15 protein-coding genes are annotated in these 14999 nt (G+C 73.6%); 9 read left to right on the plus strand and 6 right to left on the minus strand.

Annotated features, from left to right (window positions below; translation table 11 throughout):
• Positions 1-78: 78 nt before the first annotated feature.
• Both EBO15_RS08315 and EBO15_RS08320 read left to right on the plus strand, forming a co-directional pair.
• Positions 79-1338: a cytochrome P450 gene (locus tag EBO15_RS08315; protein ID WP_233616052.1), complete on the plus strand. Its 1260-nt coding sequence runs from the start codon at positions 79-81 to the stop codon at positions 1336-1338.
• Positions 1339-1343: 5 nt separating this feature from the next.
• Complete coding sequence (locus EBO15_RS08320) at positions 1344-1598, plus strand: ferredoxin (RefSeq protein WP_122193746.1); 255 nt, start codon at positions 1344-1346, stop codon at positions 1596-1598.
• Between the two features lie 63 nt (positions 1599-1661).
• Here EBO15_RS08320 and EBO15_RS08325 read toward each other — a convergent pair whose 3' ends face one another.
• The 3 genes from EBO15_RS08325 to EBO15_RS08335 all read right to left on the minus strand — a co-directional run bounded on the left by EBO15_RS08325 (position 1662) and on the right by EBO15_RS08335 (position 4913).
• Positions 1662-2684, minus strand: a complete 1023-nt coding sequence (locus EBO15_RS08325; protein ID WP_122193747.1) for an LLM class flavin-dependent oxidoreductase — start codon at positions 2682-2684, stop codon at positions 1662-1664.
• A gap of 88 nt (positions 2685-2772) precedes the next feature.
• Positions 2773-4173, minus strand: a complete 1401-nt coding sequence (locus tag EBO15_RS08330) for a DHA2 family efflux MFS transporter permease subunit (RefSeq protein ID WP_122193748.1) — start codon at positions 4171-4173, stop codon at positions 2773-2775.
• A gap of 143 nt (positions 4174-4316) precedes the next feature.
• Positions 4317-4913 (minus strand): TetR/AcrR family transcriptional regulator, encoded by a 597-nt coding sequence (locus tag EBO15_RS08335; RefSeq protein ID WP_158628162.1) that lies wholly within the window; start codon positions 4911-4913, stop codon positions 4317-4319.
• Positions 4914-5045: 132 nt separating this feature from the next.
• Here EBO15_RS08335 and EBO15_RS08340 point away from each other — a divergent pair, with 132 nt between their 5' ends.
• The gene (locus EBO15_RS08340) at positions 5046-5807 is read left to right on the plus strand and encodes a type 1 glutamine amidotransferase (protein ID WP_122193815.1); all 762 of its coding nucleotides are present in this window, start codon (positions 5046-5048) and stop codon (positions 5805-5807) included.
• Between the two features lie 62 nt (positions 5808-5869).
• Here the strand turns inward: EBO15_RS08340 and EBO15_RS08345 are convergent, their stop codons facing one another.
• Together EBO15_RS08345 and EBO15_RS08350 are read right to left on the minus strand one after the other, a co-directional pair.
• Positions 5870-6571: a gamma-glutamyl-gamma-aminobutyrate hydrolase family protein gene (locus EBO15_RS08345; RefSeq protein ID WP_122193749.1), complete on the minus strand. Its 702-nt coding sequence runs from the start codon at positions 6569-6571 to the stop codon at positions 5870-5872.
• Positions 6568-8055 carry an aldehyde dehydrogenase family protein gene (locus tag EBO15_RS08350; protein ID WP_122193750.1) on the minus strand — a complete coding sequence of 496 codons (1488 nt, stop codon included), beginning with the start codon at positions 8053-8055 and terminating at the stop codon, positions 6568-6570. Before EBO15_RS08350 ends, EBO15_RS08345 begins: the two co-directional genes overlap by 4 nt.
• 116 nt (positions 8056-8171) lie before the next feature.
• On the opposite strand from EBO15_RS08350, the gene EBO15_RS08355 reads away from it, so the two are divergent.
• From EBO15_RS08355 to EBO15_RS47020, 6 genes are all read left to right on the plus strand, one after another.
• The gene (locus EBO15_RS08355) at positions 8172-9614 is read left to right on the plus strand and encodes an aldehyde dehydrogenase (protein ID WP_122193751.1); all 1443 of its coding nucleotides are present in this window, start codon (positions 8172-8174) and stop codon (positions 9612-9614) included.
• Complete coding sequence (locus EBO15_RS08360) at positions 9602-10507, plus strand: DODA-type extradiol aromatic ring-opening family dioxygenase (protein WP_122193752.1); 906 nt, start codon at positions 9602-9604, stop codon at positions 10505-10507. Before EBO15_RS08355 ends, EBO15_RS08360 begins: the two co-directional genes overlap by 13 nt.
• Positions 10504-11352 carry a fumarylacetoacetate hydrolase family protein gene (locus EBO15_RS08365; protein ID WP_122193816.1) on the plus strand — a complete coding sequence of 283 codons (849 nt, stop codon included), beginning with the start codon at positions 10504-10506 and terminating at the stop codon, positions 11350-11352. The genes EBO15_RS08360 and EBO15_RS08365 overlap by 4 nt, the downstream gene beginning before the upstream one ends.
• Before the next feature lie 31 nt (positions 11353-11383).
• Positions 11384-11572 carry a ferredoxin gene (locus EBO15_RS08370; protein WP_026416192.1) on the plus strand — a complete coding sequence of 63 codons (189 nt, stop codon included), beginning with the start codon at positions 11384-11386 and terminating at the stop codon, positions 11570-11572.
• A gap of 31 nt (positions 11573-11603) precedes the next feature.
• Positions 11604-12779 (plus strand): NAD(P)/FAD-dependent oxidoreductase, encoded by a 1176-nt coding sequence (locus EBO15_RS08375; protein ID WP_122193753.1) that lies wholly within the window; start codon positions 11604-11606, stop codon positions 12777-12779.
• A gap of 111 nt (positions 12780-12890) precedes the next feature.
• Positions 12891-14279, plus strand: a complete 1389-nt coding sequence (locus tag EBO15_RS47020; RefSeq protein WP_122193754.1) for a virginiamycin B lyase family protein — start codon at positions 12891-12893, stop codon at positions 14277-14279.
• 9 nt (positions 14280-14288) lie between these two features.
• Here EBO15_RS47020 and EBO15_RS08385 read toward each other — a convergent pair whose 3' ends face one another.
• Entirely contained in the window at positions 14289-14861 is a 573-nt protein-coding gene (locus EBO15_RS08385) for a MarR family winged helix-turn-helix transcriptional regulator (protein ID WP_199744407.1), read from the minus strand.
• Positions 14862-14999: the final 138 nt, after the last annotated feature.

Below are 14999 nucleotides of genomic sequence, written 5' to 3' on the forward strand. Positions count from 1 at the left end.
CCCTTCCGGCGGGCCGCCCGCATCCGTCCCGCCGGGGCGTGGCGGCATAGCGCGACCCACCGAGGAAGGGAACCTCCCATGCGCGCTCCACTGCCCCCCGCCTCCGCTCCGATGCCCCCCGCCACCGCAGCGCCCGTACCGTCCGCGACACCTGCCGGAGCACCTGCTCTGCCCCTGCGGCGCGACGACCCGCTCGACCCGCCGCCCGCGCTGGGCCTGCTCCGCGAGGAGACGCCGATCTCCCGGCTGGCCTTCCCCGACGGCGCCGAGGGCTGGCTGCTCACCCGGCACGAGGACGTCCGCGCGATCCTCGCCGACAACCGGTTCAGCGCCGACCGGATCACCGCGTCCTCGCCCGTCCGGCGGGTCACCTTCAAGCCCGAGGACCGCCCCGGCCTGCTCCTCACCATGGACCCGCCCGACCACACCCGCCTGCGGCGGCTGCTCACGCCGTACTTCACCACCCGCCGGATGCAGGCGCTCGCGCCGCGCATCGAGGGGATCGTCGACGAGCACCTGGACGCGCTGCGCGCCGCGGGCCCGCCCGCCGACCTGGTGCCCGCGTTCACGCTGCCGATCCCGTCCCTGGTGATCTGCGAGCTGCTGGGCGTCCCGTACGAGGACCGCGCCCGCTTCCACGCGTGGGCGGCGACGGCGCTCAGCCTCACCACGACCGACGAGGAGGTGTTCGCGGCCCGCGACGCGTTGACCGGCTACATGCGCGAGCTCGTCGACGCCAAGCGCCGGGACCCGGACGACGGGCTCCTCGGCGTCCTGATCAGGGGCGACAACGACCTGACCGACGCCGAGCTCGGCGGGATCGGGCGGCTGCTGCTGATCGCGGGGCACGAGACGACCGCGAACATGCTGTCCCTCGGCACGCTCACCTTCCTCAACCACCCGGACCAGCTCGCGGCCTTCCGCGCCGACCCCGGCATCGCCGACCGCGCGGTCGAGGAACTGCTGCGCTACCTGACGATCATCCAGTTCGGGACGACCCGGGTGGCGCTGGAGGACGCCGACGTCCACGGGCGGCGCGTGCGCCGGGGCGAGACCCTGGTGCTGTCGCTGCCCGCCGCCAACCGCGACCCCGCGCACTTCGACCGTCCGGACGAGCTGGACGTGACGAGGCCGCCGTCGCAGCACGTCGCGTTCGGGCACGGCATCCACCAGTGCCTGGGCCAGCAGCTCGCGCGGGTCGAGATGCGGATCGCGTTCACCAGGCTCTTCGAGGGACTGCCGGGGCTGCGCCTGGCCGTCCCGGCGGACGAGGTGCCGATGCGGCACGACATGGCCATCTACGGGGTGCACCGGCTTCCGGTGGCCTGGGAGGAGTGAGCGTCATGCGCGTCATCGCCGACCACGACCGCTGCCTCGGGGCGGGGCAGTGCGTCCTGCACGCCCCGGACGTGTTCGACCAGTCCGACGAGGACGGCACGGTCGTCCTCCTGACCGACCGGCCGGCCGAGGAGCAGCGGGCGAACGTCCGGGCGGCCGTCCGGATGTGCCCGAACGCCGTCCTGTCCCTCGAGGAGGACGCGCCGCCCGTCGGGTCGGCCGCCTCCTCCGGGACGCCGGAGGCGCGGCCCGCCGAGTGAGACGGGCCGCCCGGCAGGGCCGCCCGGCAAGGCCGCCCGGCAAGGCCGCCCTGCCCTCCGCCGTCAGCGGCGGAGGGCAGGGTCGGCCTCCCGCTCCGCCGTGCCCGGCAGCTCGTAGAGGCCGGCGAGGATCTCGTAGGAGCGGAGCCGGTCCGCGTGGCCGGGAACCATCGTGGTCACCATGACCTCGTCGGCGGCGGTGGACGCGATCAGCGCGTCCATCTTCCGCCGGACGGTGTCCGGGCCGCCGACGACCTGCGCGTCCTGCCGGGCGGCGATGGCCTCCCGGTCGAAGGGCGTGTACGGGTACGTCTCGGCCTCCTCCAGGGAGGGCAGCAGACCCGGGCGGCCCTGCCGCAGGCGCAGGAACGACAGGGCCTGCGGACGGGCCAGGCGCTCGGCGGTCGCGTCGTCCTCGGCGGCGGTGACGGACACGGCGATCATCGCGTGCGGCTCGTCCAGGCCGTCCGGCGAGGGACGGAAGGACTCGCGGTACAGGGCGAGCGCGGGCAGCGTGTTCTCGGCGCTGAAGTGGTGCGCGAACGCGAACGGGAGGCCGAGCAGCCCGGCGAGGCGCGCGCTGTAGCCGCTGGAGCCGAGCAGCCAGAACGGCGGGCGGTTGCCCGCCGCCGGGGTGATCGTCCCGCCGTCCGCGAAGTAGCCGCGCAGCTCGTGGAGCTGCTCGGGGAAGTCGTCCACCGAGAGCGGCCCGGGGGTGCGGCGCAGCGCCCGCGCGGTCTCCTGGTCGGTGCCGGGCGCCCGGCCGAGGCCGAGGTCGATCCGGTCCGGGAACAGGGCCGCGAGCGTGCCGAACTGCTCCGCGACCACCATCGGCGCGTGGTTGGGGAGCATGATCCCGCCGGATCCGATCCGCATCCGCTCCGTCGCCGCCGCGACCTGCCCGATCAGCACCGCGGTCGCCGAGGACGCGATGCCCGGCATCCGGTGGTGCTCGGCGAGCCAGTACCGGTGGAAGCCGAGGCCCTCGGCGTGCCGGGCCAGGTCGAGGGTGTTGCGGAGCGCCTGCGCGGACGTCGAACCGGACGCGACGGGCGCGAGATCGAGCACGGAGAACGGAAGACTCATGCTCAGTGGCAACCCGCGCCCGCCGCCGCCTCTTCCCGGACGGGAACAGGTCCCTGCTCACATCCGGGAATCGGCGCGCGCCGGAGCCTCAGCGCCTCCGGGACGGCAGGAACAGCGCGGCCACGAGGGTCAGGCCCGAGAACGCGACGACCCACCGGAACGTGTGGCCGAAGGCGTCCGCGCCGGGGTGGTGAAGCTCACGCCGCTGGAGGACGACGAACAGGAGCGCGCTGCCGAACGCCCCGCCGAGCTGCTGCAGGATCCGCAGGGCCGTGGACGCGCGCGGGATGGCCTCCGGTGCGACGCCCCGCATCCCCGCCGTGAGGATGGTCACGAGGAGCGCGCCGACGCCCGCCCCGTAGAGGGCCTGCGCGACGCCGATCGTGACCGTGCCGGTGGCGGCGTCCAGGCGGGTGAGCAGGAGCCCTCCGGCTCCGGTGAGGACGGCCCCGGCGACGCCCAGCGGCCGGGGCGGGACGCGGTCGGCGAGCAGCCCGCACGCGGCGAGGGCCACGCCCATGCCGGCGCCGAACGGGATCACCAGCAGGCCGGTGTGCAGGGCGTCCTCGCCGCGCGCCTGCTGGAAGTAGAGCGGCAGGAGGCCGAGCGCGCCGAACATCAGGACGGTGGCCAGCAGGATCCCGGCGGCCGGCCCGGCGAACGCGCCGGACCGGAACAGGCGCGGGTCGATGATCGGGACGGTCCGTCCGCGCAGGGCGTGCGCGAGGTAGGCGGCCAGCAGGGCCGCCCCGGCCGCCAGGGAGGTGAGGACGCGGGGGCCGGTCACCGATCCGAGGCGTCCGCCCTCGGCGCAGCCGAAGACCAGGGCCGCGCATCCCCCGGCGAGCAGGACGAGGCCGAGGACGTCCAGGGGCGCCCGGGCGTCGCCCCGGTCCGCCGGGACGGCGCGGGCGGACAGGACGAGCGCGACGAGGCAGACCGGGACGTTCACGAAGAAGATCCACCGCCAGTCCAGGTCGTCGACGATCCAGCCGCCCAGCACCGGGCCGAGGACGGGCCCGAGCAGGGACGGGACGGCGATCGCGGCGGTCATCCTCCCGAGCCGCTCGGACCCGGCCTCGCGGGCGGCGATCGCGTGGGCGAGCGGCAGGATCAGCCCGCCGCCGAGCCCCTGGACGACCCGGAACGCGATCAGTGAGCCGATCGACCAGGCCGACCCGCAGGCCACCGACCCGATGAGGAACACCACGAGCGAGGTCAGCCAGACGGCGCGCGCCCCGAACCGCTCCATGCCCCAGCCCGCGACCGGGACGACCACGGCCATCGCGAGGAGGTAGCCCGTGGTGACCCACTGGACGGTGCCGAGGGTGGTGCCGAAGCGGTGCAGCAGCGTCCTGGTCGCGACGCCGGTCATCGTCATGTCGAGCTGCATCATCAGCGACGCGAGCGTGATCACGCCCGCCAGCCGCAGCAGCGCGGGGGACAGGCCCCGCCGTTCGGGCGGGGGGCTCAAGGCGGTCTCGGTCATGGCCGGTCTCTCCCGGTTCGCGAGAGTGCAGTAAACATTTACTGCGCGACGGATACGACGGTGCGGGGACGGGGGGCGGGCTGGACTCAGGGGACGCTCGGGAGAGGCCGGGGCGGGGGAGTCCCGGCCGGGACGGACGAGGGTCAGGACCTTCGGGCGGACATGCCGTAGAGCAGCTGGTCGATCGCGACCTCGCGCTGCCGGGCGCGGTCGGCGGGGACGACGTCGGGGTTGAACTCGGCGAACCGCCCGACGAAGACGGTGGTGGAGATGACGATTCCCATGATCGCCGCGTAGGAGACCTCGAACGGGACGTCCGGGGCGAAGTCGCCGGCCGCCTGGCCGCGCTCATGCAGGGCGCGCAGCTCGGCGGGGAGCTCGTCCGGGCCGGGCATGGACGAGCGCCATTCCCCCGACAGCCACTCGTGCAGCATCAGGGCGATCATCTGCGGGACGGTGTCGAGCGTGTCGAACAGGCCCTGGAGGGCGCGCCGGACGCCCGGGACGGGGTCCATCGCGGCGGCCTCGGCGAGGACGGGCGTCCAGAGTTCGCCGGTGCGGCGGCGCAGTTCCAGGATCGTGGCCCGGTAGAGGCCCTCCTTGTTGCCGAAGTGGTGGTAGATCATGCGCTCGTTCACCCCGGCACGCCGGACGATCTCCTGGACGCGGGCGCCCTTGAAGCCGTGGCGGGCGAACTCCTCGGCCGCGGCGTCCAGCAGTGTGGTCCGGCTGTCGGTCATGAAGTAAATGTTTACTGCAAACCACGCGGAGCGCAACCCCGGGGGCCGGGCGAAGGGGATCCGGGATGTCCTGGTATGGGTCTGTCCAAGATGTCCTGGTAGGGATTTTGTTCGGGGTCGTACGATATGTGCATGCGAGCCCTGATCATCCAGCATGACTCCCCCGCCCCCGGCCCCGTCAACGGCCTCCAGGCCGCGCTCACCGAGCGCGGCTGGGAGCATGAGGTCCACGTGGTGACCGGGGCCGGCGCGGTGCTGCCCGATCCGCTCGGCTTCGACCTGGTCGTGCCGCTCGGCTCCGTCTGGACCGCGCACGACCCGGAGATCGCGCCGGTGATCGAGCCGGAGCTCGCGCTGCTCCGCCGGGCGCACGCCGCGGGCGTCCCGGTGTTCGGGATCTGCTTCGGCGGGCAGCTCATCGCGACCGCGCTCGGCGGCCGGACGGAGCGCGCCGCGTACTCCGAGCACGGGTTCGTCGAGGTCGAGACCGACGACCCCGGGCTCGTCCCGTCCGGTCCGTGGTTCCAGTTCCACGACGACCGCTGGATCGCGCCCCCCGGCGCGCGGACGGTCGCGCGCACGGGCTCCGCGCCGCAGGCCTTCGTCCTCGGCCGGTCGATGGGCGTGCAGTTCCACCCCGAGATCAACCCGGCGCTGTTCGACAAGTGGCTCGCCGACGGCGGCACGGCCGTCCTGCGCGCCGCCGGTCACGACCCGGAGGCCATCCGCGCCGAGCTCGCCACCCGGGTCGAGGGGACGGCCGCCCTGATGGACGGTCTTCTCGACGCCTTCTTCACCCAGGTCGCGACGGCCGGGTCCCCGGCCGACGAGGTCGCGGACGTCGAGGTCGTCCCGGCCCCGGCCCCGGCGGCCGTCCAGGTCGCCACCGCCTGACAAGCGCCCACCTGACAGCCCGCCTGGCGTCGGCATCCGGTGCCGACGCCAGGGAACGGCGTCTACAGGGGGCGGGACGCCTCGACCAGCTCGGTGAAGACGGCCTGCTGGGCGGGGTCGGACGCGGCGGTGTCCTCGGGATGCCACTGGACGCCGAGGAACCAGCCGCGCGGGTCGTCCAGCTCGACGGCCTCGACCGTGCCGTCCGCCGCGCGGGCGACCGGGGTCAGGCCCGTCCCGAGGGTCTCGGCGGCCTGGTGGTGGTAGCAGGACGCGGTGAGCTCCGCGCCGCCGGTGATCTTGGCGAGCAGCGTGTCGGGCGTCACGGCCACCGGGTGGACGTGGTGCCGGTGGTCGGGCTCCATGTGCTGGCGGAGCGTCCCGCCGAGGACGGCGTTCACGACCTGGAGGCCGCGGCAGACCGCGAGCAGCGGGAGCCCGGCGCCGAGGGCGTGGCGGGCGACGGCGAGGTCGAAGGCGTCCTGGTCGCCGTCCACGTCGTAGAGGGTCTCGTGCTCGTCGGTGATCCCGTAGTGGCGCGGGTGCAGGTCGCCGCCGCCCGGCAGCAGGACGCCGTCGCAGCGCGCCAGCCGGGACGCGACGTCGTCCGGCGCGGCCGGGTGCATCATGAACGGCTCGCCGCCGCCGCGCCAGACGGCCTCGGCGAGCGCCCGCGCGGTCACCTCGGCCCGGTAGCGGAGCGCCGAGGCCGACTCGGAGAACCGGCAGGGCAGCGCGATGAGCGGCCGGAGGTCTCTGCTCACAGCTCGATCCAGGTGGTCTTGAGGTCGGTGTACTTGTCGAGCGCGTGCAGGGACTTGTCGCGCCCGTGGCCGGACAGCTTCACGCCGCCGAACGGGACGCTGTAGTCGCCCTCCTCGTAGCAGTTGACCCAGACCGTCCCGGCGCGGAGCGCGCGCGAGATCCGGTGCGCGGAGGACAGGTCGGACGTCCAGACGGCGGCGGCGAGGCCGAAGTCGGAGTCGTTGGCCAGGCGCACGGCCTCGTCGGCGTCGGCGAAGGTCAGCACGGACAGGAGCGGGCCGAAGATCTCCTCGCGGGCGATCCGCATGGACGGCGTGACGTCGCCGAACACCGTCGGCTCGACGAAGTGCCCGGGGCGGTCGATCGCCGAGCCCCCGGCCAGCAGCGTGGCGCCGTCGGCGCGTCCGGCGTCGGCGTAGGACAGGACGCGGTCGCGGTGCCGGGACGACACGAGCGGCCCCATCTCGGTGGCCGGGTCGAGCGGGTCGCCGACGCGCAGCGCGGCCGCCCGCGCGACGATCCGCTCGACGACGCGGCCCGCGACGTCGCGGTGGACCAGCAGCCGGGACGGCGCGGTGCACATCTCCCCGGCGTTGAAGAAGATCCCCCAGGCGGCGGTGTCGGCGGCGGCGTCCAGGTCGGGGGCGTCCGGGAGGATGATGTTGGGGGACTTGCCGCCCAGCTCCAGCCAGACCCGCTTGAGGTTGGAGTCGGCCGCGTAGCGCAGGAAGTGCCGTCCGACCTCGGTGGACCCGGTGAACGCCAGGACGTCCACGCCGGGGTGCTCGCCGAGGGCGCGGCCGGTGACCTCGCCCGGCCCGTTGACGACGTTGAGGACGCCCGGGGGCAGTCCCGCCTCGTCGGCGAGGGCGGCGAGGCGCAGCGCGGACAGCGGCGACTCCTCGGCGGGCTTCAGCACGGCCGTGCAGCCCGCCGCGAGCGCGGGCGCGAGCTTCCAGACGGCCATCGTGAGCGGGAAGTTCCACGGGACGACGGCGGCGACGACCCCGGCGGGCTCGCGGGTGACGAGCGCCAGCGACCCGGCGGCGGTGCGCGGCGCCTCGTCCAGGCCCTTGTCGGCGATCTCGGCGTACCAGCGCAGGCCGTTGATCACGGCGCGGAGCTCGATGCCGTCGGCCTCGGCGATCGGCTTGCCCATCTCCAGCGAGATCAGCAGGGCGAGCTCGGTCCGGTCGCGTTCGACCAGGTCGGCCCAGCGCAGCAGGGCGGCCTTGCGCTCGCCGGGGGACAGGCGGGGCCACGGGCCCTCGTCGAACGCGCGGCGGGCGGCGGCGACGGCGGCGTCCACCTCGGCCTTCCCGGCGGACGGGACGCGCGCGAGCACCTTCCCGTCCCGAGGGGAGACCAGGTCGAAGCCGTCGTCGGTGGACGGTGCGTGGTCCGCGCCGTCGATGCGGTGGGCGGTCGCCGGGACGAGCCGGGCGGCCCGGTCGAGCCACTCGGCGTGGGAGACCTCGGGCACGGTCCCTCCTCGGGGTCCGGGGGATGTCATTTGGTCCCGAATGTTAGAGGTGGGGGTTGACCCGAGTCACTCCCGTCCGGAAACTTGTTTGGAATCAAACAACCTGGAGGTGCCGCGTGGCAACGATCGCGGGTGTCACCGTCGACACCGGTCACTGGATCGGTGGTGAGCGCGTCCCGTCGGCGGAGACGTTCACCGACGTCTCGCCGATCGACGAGCGTCCGCTCGCGGAGATCGCCTCGGGCGGCGCCCGCGAGGCCGAGGCCGCCGTCGACGCCGCGCGCAAGGCGTTCCCCGCCTGGGCGCGCACGTCCCGCGAGGAGCGCGCCCGCCTGCTGCACGCCATCGCCGACGGCGTGGAGAAGCGGATCGAGGACCTCGCGCAGGTCGAGACCCACGACAACGGCGCCCTGATCCGGTCCCACCGGCGCGGGGTCATGCCGCGCGTCGCGCACAACTTCCGGTTCTTCGCCGACTGGCTGCTGAACCTCGGCCACGAGGACTTCGAGACCCGCGGCCACACCAACCACGTCTCCTGGGACCCGGCCGGCGTCAGCGCGCTGATCACCCCCTGGAACGCGCCGCTGATGCTCGCCACGTGGAAGATCGCCCCGGCGCTCGCCGCGGGCAACACGGTCGTGCTGAAGCCCGCCGAGTGGACGCCGCTGACCGCGTCCCTGCTGGCCGACATCACCGCCGAGGCCGGGCTCCCGGCCGGCGTGTTCAACGTCGTCCAGGGCTACGGCGCGCAGGTCGGCGGCCCGCTGACCGCGCACCCCGACGTCCGCCGGATCAGCTTCACCGGGTCCGTCCCGACCGCGCGGACGATCGCCGCCGCGGCCGGGCCGAACCTCACCCCGCTCTCGCTGGAGCTGGGCGGCAAGTCCCCGCTGATCGTCTTCGCCGACGCCGACCTCGACCTCGCCGTCGACCTCGCCGTCGAGCAGTACGACAACGCCGGGCAGGTCTGCCTCGCCGCGACGCGGCTGCTCGTCGAGTCGTCCGTCGCGGACGAGTTCACGGCGCGGTTCGTCGAGAAGGCGTCCAGGCTCAAGCAGGGCGACCCGCGCGACGAGACCACCGACATCGGCCCGCAGGTCCACCGCAGGCACTTCGAGCGCGTGGACGGCTTCGTCCAGCGGGCCAAGGCGGACGGCGCGACCACGCTCCTCGGCGGCGGCCCGAACGACGACCTCGGCGGCCTGTTCTACCGGCCGACGCTGTTCGGGACGCCCGGCACGGAGATCGCGTCGGAGGAGGTCTTCGGGCCCGTCCTGACCCTCCAGACCTTCGACACCGAAGAGCAGGCCGTCGCGATGGCCAACGAGACGAGGTTCGGTCTCGCCGCGACCCTCGCGACCGGCTCGCCCGAGCGCGCCGAGCGCGTCACGTCCCGGCTGGTGGCCGGGACCGTCTGGGTGAACTGCTTCTTCGTCCGCGACCTGCGCGCCCCCTTCGGCGGCTCCCGGCAGTCGGGCGTCGGCCGCGAGGGCGGCGACTGGTCCTTCGACTTCTACTGCGATCTGAAGAACACGGTGACGGCCCCATGGGAGAAGTAGTCGGAGCGGGACTGCTCGCGCACGTCCCCACCATCGTCCTGCCCGAGGTCACCCGCCGCGAGCTCAACGGCGGCGAGGACTCCACCCTGGTCTCCGGCCTCCAGGCGCTGCGCGCGGAGGTCTTCGACCGGGACGACTACGACACCGTCGTCGTCCTCGACTCGCACTGGGCGACGACCGTCGAGTTCGTCGTCACCTCGCACGACCGGCGCGCCGGGCTCTACACGTCCGACGAACTGCCGCGCGGCATGTGCCGGATGCCCTACGACATCCCCGGCGACCCCGAGCTCGCGCACGCCATCGCCGCGCACGCCGGGGCCCAGGGCACGTGGATCACCCCGGTCGACGACCCCTACCTGCCGATCCAGTACGCCACGGTCAACCTGTGGGAGTACCTCGGCGTCCGGGACGAGCCGTACCTGGACCGTGCCGGCAAGAAGTGGATCTCGATCGGCGTCTGCCAGACCGCCGACGTCGAGGACAGCCTGCGGCTCGGCCGTGCCCTCGCCGCCGGGATCGCCGACACCGACCGGCGCGTCCTGCTGATCGCGTCCGGCGCGCTGTCGCACACCTTCTGGCCGCTGCGCGAGATCCGCGACCACGAGTCCGCCGACCCCGCGCACATCCGCACCCAGGAGGCCCGGCGCGCGGACGAGGAGCGCATCGAGTGGTTCGGGAAGGGCGACCACGCCCGCGTCCTGGACACGATGCCCGAGTTCCTCAAGCACAAGCCCGAGGCGCGGTTCGGGCACTACCTCATGATGATCGGCGCGCTGGGCGAGCGGGACTGCGTCGCCCCCGGCCGCCTCTACGGCGAGTACGAGAACAGCGTCGGCACGGGCCAGGTGCACCTCTGGTTCGACCGGCCCGAGAACGGATGGACGACCCGATGACCGTGGAATACCGCCGGATCCTGCTGGACGGCGCGGTCACCCGCGTCGTGCGCGACGGTGACGAGCTCGTCGCGGCCGACGGCCGCCGGGTCGGCGTCGAGGACGCGCGGCACCTGCCGCCGGTCGAGCCGTCCAAGATCGTCGCGGTGCACCTCAACCACCGCAGCCGGGTCGAGGAGTTCCAGACCTCGCTGCCGCCCGCGCCGACCTACTTCCACAAGCCGACCTCGGCGCTGAACTCGCACGGCGGCGCGATCGTCCGCCCCGAGGGCTGCAAGTACCTCAACTACGAGGGCGAGATCGCCATCGTCATCGGCCGCACCGCGCGCAACATCGCGCCGTCCGAGGCGGGCGACTACATCGCGGGCTACACCGTCGCCAACGACTACGGCCTGCACGACTTCCGCGACACCGACGCGGGCTCGATGCTGCGCGTCAAGGGCTCCGACACGCTCTGCCCGCTCGGCCCCGGCCTCGTCACCGGCTGGGACTTCCACGGCAAGTACCTGCGCACCTACGTCAACGGCGAGCTCGTCCAGGACGGCTCGACCGACGAGATGCAGTGGGACATGCACTACCTCGTCGCCGACATCGCCCGGACGATCACCCTCGTCCCCGGCGACGTCCTGCTGTCGGGCACCCCGGCCAACTCGCGCCCGGTGTCGCCCGGCGACGTCGTCGAGGTCGAGGCCGAGGGCCTGGGCCGCCTCCGCAACCACATCGTCACCGGCCCGGTGCCGGTCCGGGACGACTGCGGAGCCCAGCCGACCGAGTCCGAAGAGGTCGTCTCCACCGCCTTCGGCGGCGACTGGGAGTTCCGGGGCGTCCGCGCCCCGCGCCGCTGACCCCCTTGCCTGTTCGAGAGGAACCCACCCCATGAAGATCATCGTCGACATGGACCGCTGCCAGGACCACGGCCAGTGCGTCTTCTCCGCCCCCGACGTCTTCCGCCTGAACGACGAGGGCCACCTGGAGTACGAGGAGACCGCCGACGAGTCGCTGCGCGACGCCGTCGAGGAGGCCGCCGACGTGTGCCCGCTCCAGGCCATCACCATCGAGGGCTGACCGGGACCTCCCGGAGTTAGGCGAGGAAGGGATGAGCATGCGGCGGATCGTGGTGGTCGGCGCGTCCATGGGCGGGCTGCGCGCGGCCGAGCAGTTGCGCGCGGCCGGGTACACCGGCGGGCTGACCGTGGTGGGGGACGAGCCGCATCGTCCCTACAACCGTCCGCCGCTGTCCAAGGAGGTGCTCGCCTCCGAGGTCACCCACGAGGCGGTCGCGTTCCGGATGCGCGCCTCGGTCGGGGACGTGGACTGGCGGCTCGGCGTGCCCGTCGTGTCGTCCGACCTGGACGCCCGGACCCTCACCCTCCTGGACGGCTCGTCCCTCGCCTACGACGGGCTGGTCGTGGCGACGGGCCTGCGGGCCCGCCGCCTGCCCCAGCCCGGCCTGGAGGACCGGCGGCACGTCGTCCGCACCCTGGACGACGCGACCCGGCTCCGCGCCGTCCTCGTGCCGGGGGCCCGCGTCGTCGTGATCGGCGCGGGCTTCGTCGGCTGCGAGGTCGCCGCGACGGCCCGCAAGCTCGGCGCGGAGGTCACGGTCGTCTGCGCGACATCCGAGCCCCTGGCGAGCCCGCTCGGCGCCGACCTCGGCGCCGAGCTGCGCCGCCGCCACGAGGACCAGGGCGTCCGCTTCCTCCTCGGGCGCACGGTCACCTCGTTCGGCACCTCCGACGCCGGCGACGTCCTGCTGTCGGACGGCACGGCCCTCCCGGCGGACGTCATCATCGAGGCCGTCGGCTCGACCCCGTGCGTGTCCTGGCTGGACGGCAACGGCCTCGACCTCTCCGACGGCGTCCTGTGCGACGCGGACCTGCGCGTGGAGGGCCGCCCGGACGTCGTGGCGGTCGGCGACGTCGCGCGCTTCCCCAACCCGCGCTACGACGGCGTGTGCCGCCGCGTCGAGCACTGGTCGATCCCGACCGACACCGCGCGCAAGGCCGCCCGGACGCTGCTCGGCGTCGACGCGCCGCCGTTCGCGCCCCTGCCGTCCTTCTGGAGCGACCAGTACGAGCTGCGGATCCAGTCGTTCGGCGCGCCCGCGCTGGGCGACGACGACATCCGCGTCCTGGAGGGCGACCCGTCCGGCGAGTGCGCCGTCGGCTACCACCGGGACGGCGAGCTCGTCGGCGTCGTCCTGCTCGGCCTCCCGGGCGCGATCCCGCGCTACCGCAAGCAGCTCATGGACGCCTTCGCCGCCACGGTCTGAGTTATTCGGTTGACCCCCTTTCCGGAGCGCCGGTATATCCCTGGTCCAGCGTCGCGTGCACCCGGCGAGGAGAACGTCGCGGGCATGGAGGCGCGGTGACAAGGGACAAGCTTGCCTTCATCCTTTGAGCGCCTCACGGCGTTCGGAAACCAGCTCATCGAAGTACACCTCTGGCTCCGCGAAGAACTCGGCGTCCTCCGCGAGGACGTCGAGCGGAGCCTTTCCGGCGGAGCCCGCCCACGCGAACTCAGAGCCCACTGCCTGACGTTCTGCTCGGCCCTGAACCGCCATCACCAAGGCGAGGACGGAAACGCCTTCCACGTTCTCGCCGAACAGTTCCCGGAACTGCGTCCGGTCCTTGAGGAACTGTCGGCGGACCACCGCGTCATCGAGGACTCCCTCCGCGGCCTCCAGGCCCTCGTGGACGGCCTGTCGCCCGAGAGCGACCCGGCCAGGGTCCGGAGCGAGCTGGACGGCCTGGCCGCGCTCATGGAGACCCACTTCACCTACGAGGAGAGGCGCCTCGTCGCCGCGCTCAACGCTCTGGACGTCCCCGAGTGGCGCCGCGACCGCCCGGCCTTCCTCCAGACGACCGACCCCGACGAAGGGACGCACATGACCCGCGCAGCCATTGAGGAACACACCGTGGCGGGCCCCGAGGACGGCCCCTACGCGATCACCACGGGCCCGGACGGCGCCCTGTGGTTCACCCTGGTCGAGGCCGCCGCGATCGGCCGCCTCGTCCCCGGGGAGGAACCCCGGAGATTCGCCGTGGCACCGGGCAGCGGCCCGACGATCATCACGCCCGGCCCCGACGGCGCGCTCTGGTTCACCGAGTACCGCGCGAACCGCATCGGCCGTATCACCACCGACGGCGACGTCACGGAGTTCCCGCTGCCGACCGCCGAGGCCAGGCCGTTCGGCATCGTCACCGGCCCGGACGGCGCCCTGTGGTTCACCGAGACCGCCACGGACGGCATCGGCCGCATCACCGTGGACGGCGCCGTGACCGAGTTCCCGCTGCCGGTCAGGGGCGCGTTCCCGTCCGCGATCACGGCGGGCCCGGACGGCGCGCTCTGGTTCACCATGAACCAGGCCAACGCGATCGGGCGCATCACGACCGGCGGCGAGACCACCCTGTACGACCTGCCCACCGAGGGCGCCGCGCCGGTCGGAATCGCCGCGGGCGACGACTGCCTCTGGTTCGTGGAGATCGGCGCGGGTCAGATCGGGCGCATCGATCTCGACGGCCGGGTCACCGAGTTCGCGCTGCCCGACCGTGCCTCCCGTCCGCATGCCGTCACCGTGGACGGCGACGGTGTTCCGTGGTTCACCGAATGGGCGGGGAACCGTCTCGGAAGCATCACCGGGGACGGAACCGTCACCGGTCACGACCTTCCGACGCCGAAGAGCGAGCCGCACGGCCTGGTCCTCGGGCCGGACCAGGCGCTCTGGGCGGCCCTGGAGATCGGCTCCCTGGCGCGCCTTCCCCTCGGGTAGCGAGCCGGGTCAGAGGCGGGGTCGGCGGCCGGAGCGGCGGGGCGGGGGCGGGGAGTCCCCGAGGAGGGACTGGCGGCGGTGGTCGCCGTCCGCCTCCAGGTGCTCGACGATGGCGCGCAGCGAGTGGGCGAGGGTGTTGCTCTCGTCGGGGGAGAGGGGCGCGGCGACGAAGGTCTCCTCGGCGTTGAACGCCGGGAACAGGTCGCACATCAGCGTCCCGCCCTCCGGCGTGAGCCGCAGCAGGACCAGGCGCCCGTCGGTGGCGTGCTGGTGGCGTTCCAGCAGGCCGCGGCCCTCCAGCGTCCGGACGACGCCGGTGAGGGTGCCCTTGGAGATGCCCGCCTCCTCGGCGACGTGGCGGGTCTCCATCTCCTCCCAGATCCACACCACCCACAGGACGACGAAGGCCGTCCAGGTGAGGTCGGCGCGGCGCAGGACCGAGCCCTCCACGTGCTGCCGGATGGCGGTGGCGGCCCGGTAGATGTTGGAGACCGCCATCATCGCGTCGTGCCGGATGGGGACGTCGCCCAGCCGCCGCTGGATGGCCTGCTCGGTCTCGCCGAGGGTGTGGTGCCCGGTCACGCGCTCTCCATCCGTCGTCGGCTCCCGAGAAACCTACTCTTGTCGGAGCTCGTTTGAATCCGTACGATCCCTGCAACCCGGAAGTCGTGCGGGGTCGAACGACCCATCCGCCCTGCATATCGGGCAGTGGCGGGCGAT

The sequence above is a fragment of the Actinomadura harenae genome (assembly GCF_003696215.1).
Lineage (GTDB): Bacteria > Actinomycetota > Actinomycetes > Streptosporangiales > Streptosporangiaceae > Spirillospora > Spirillospora harenae.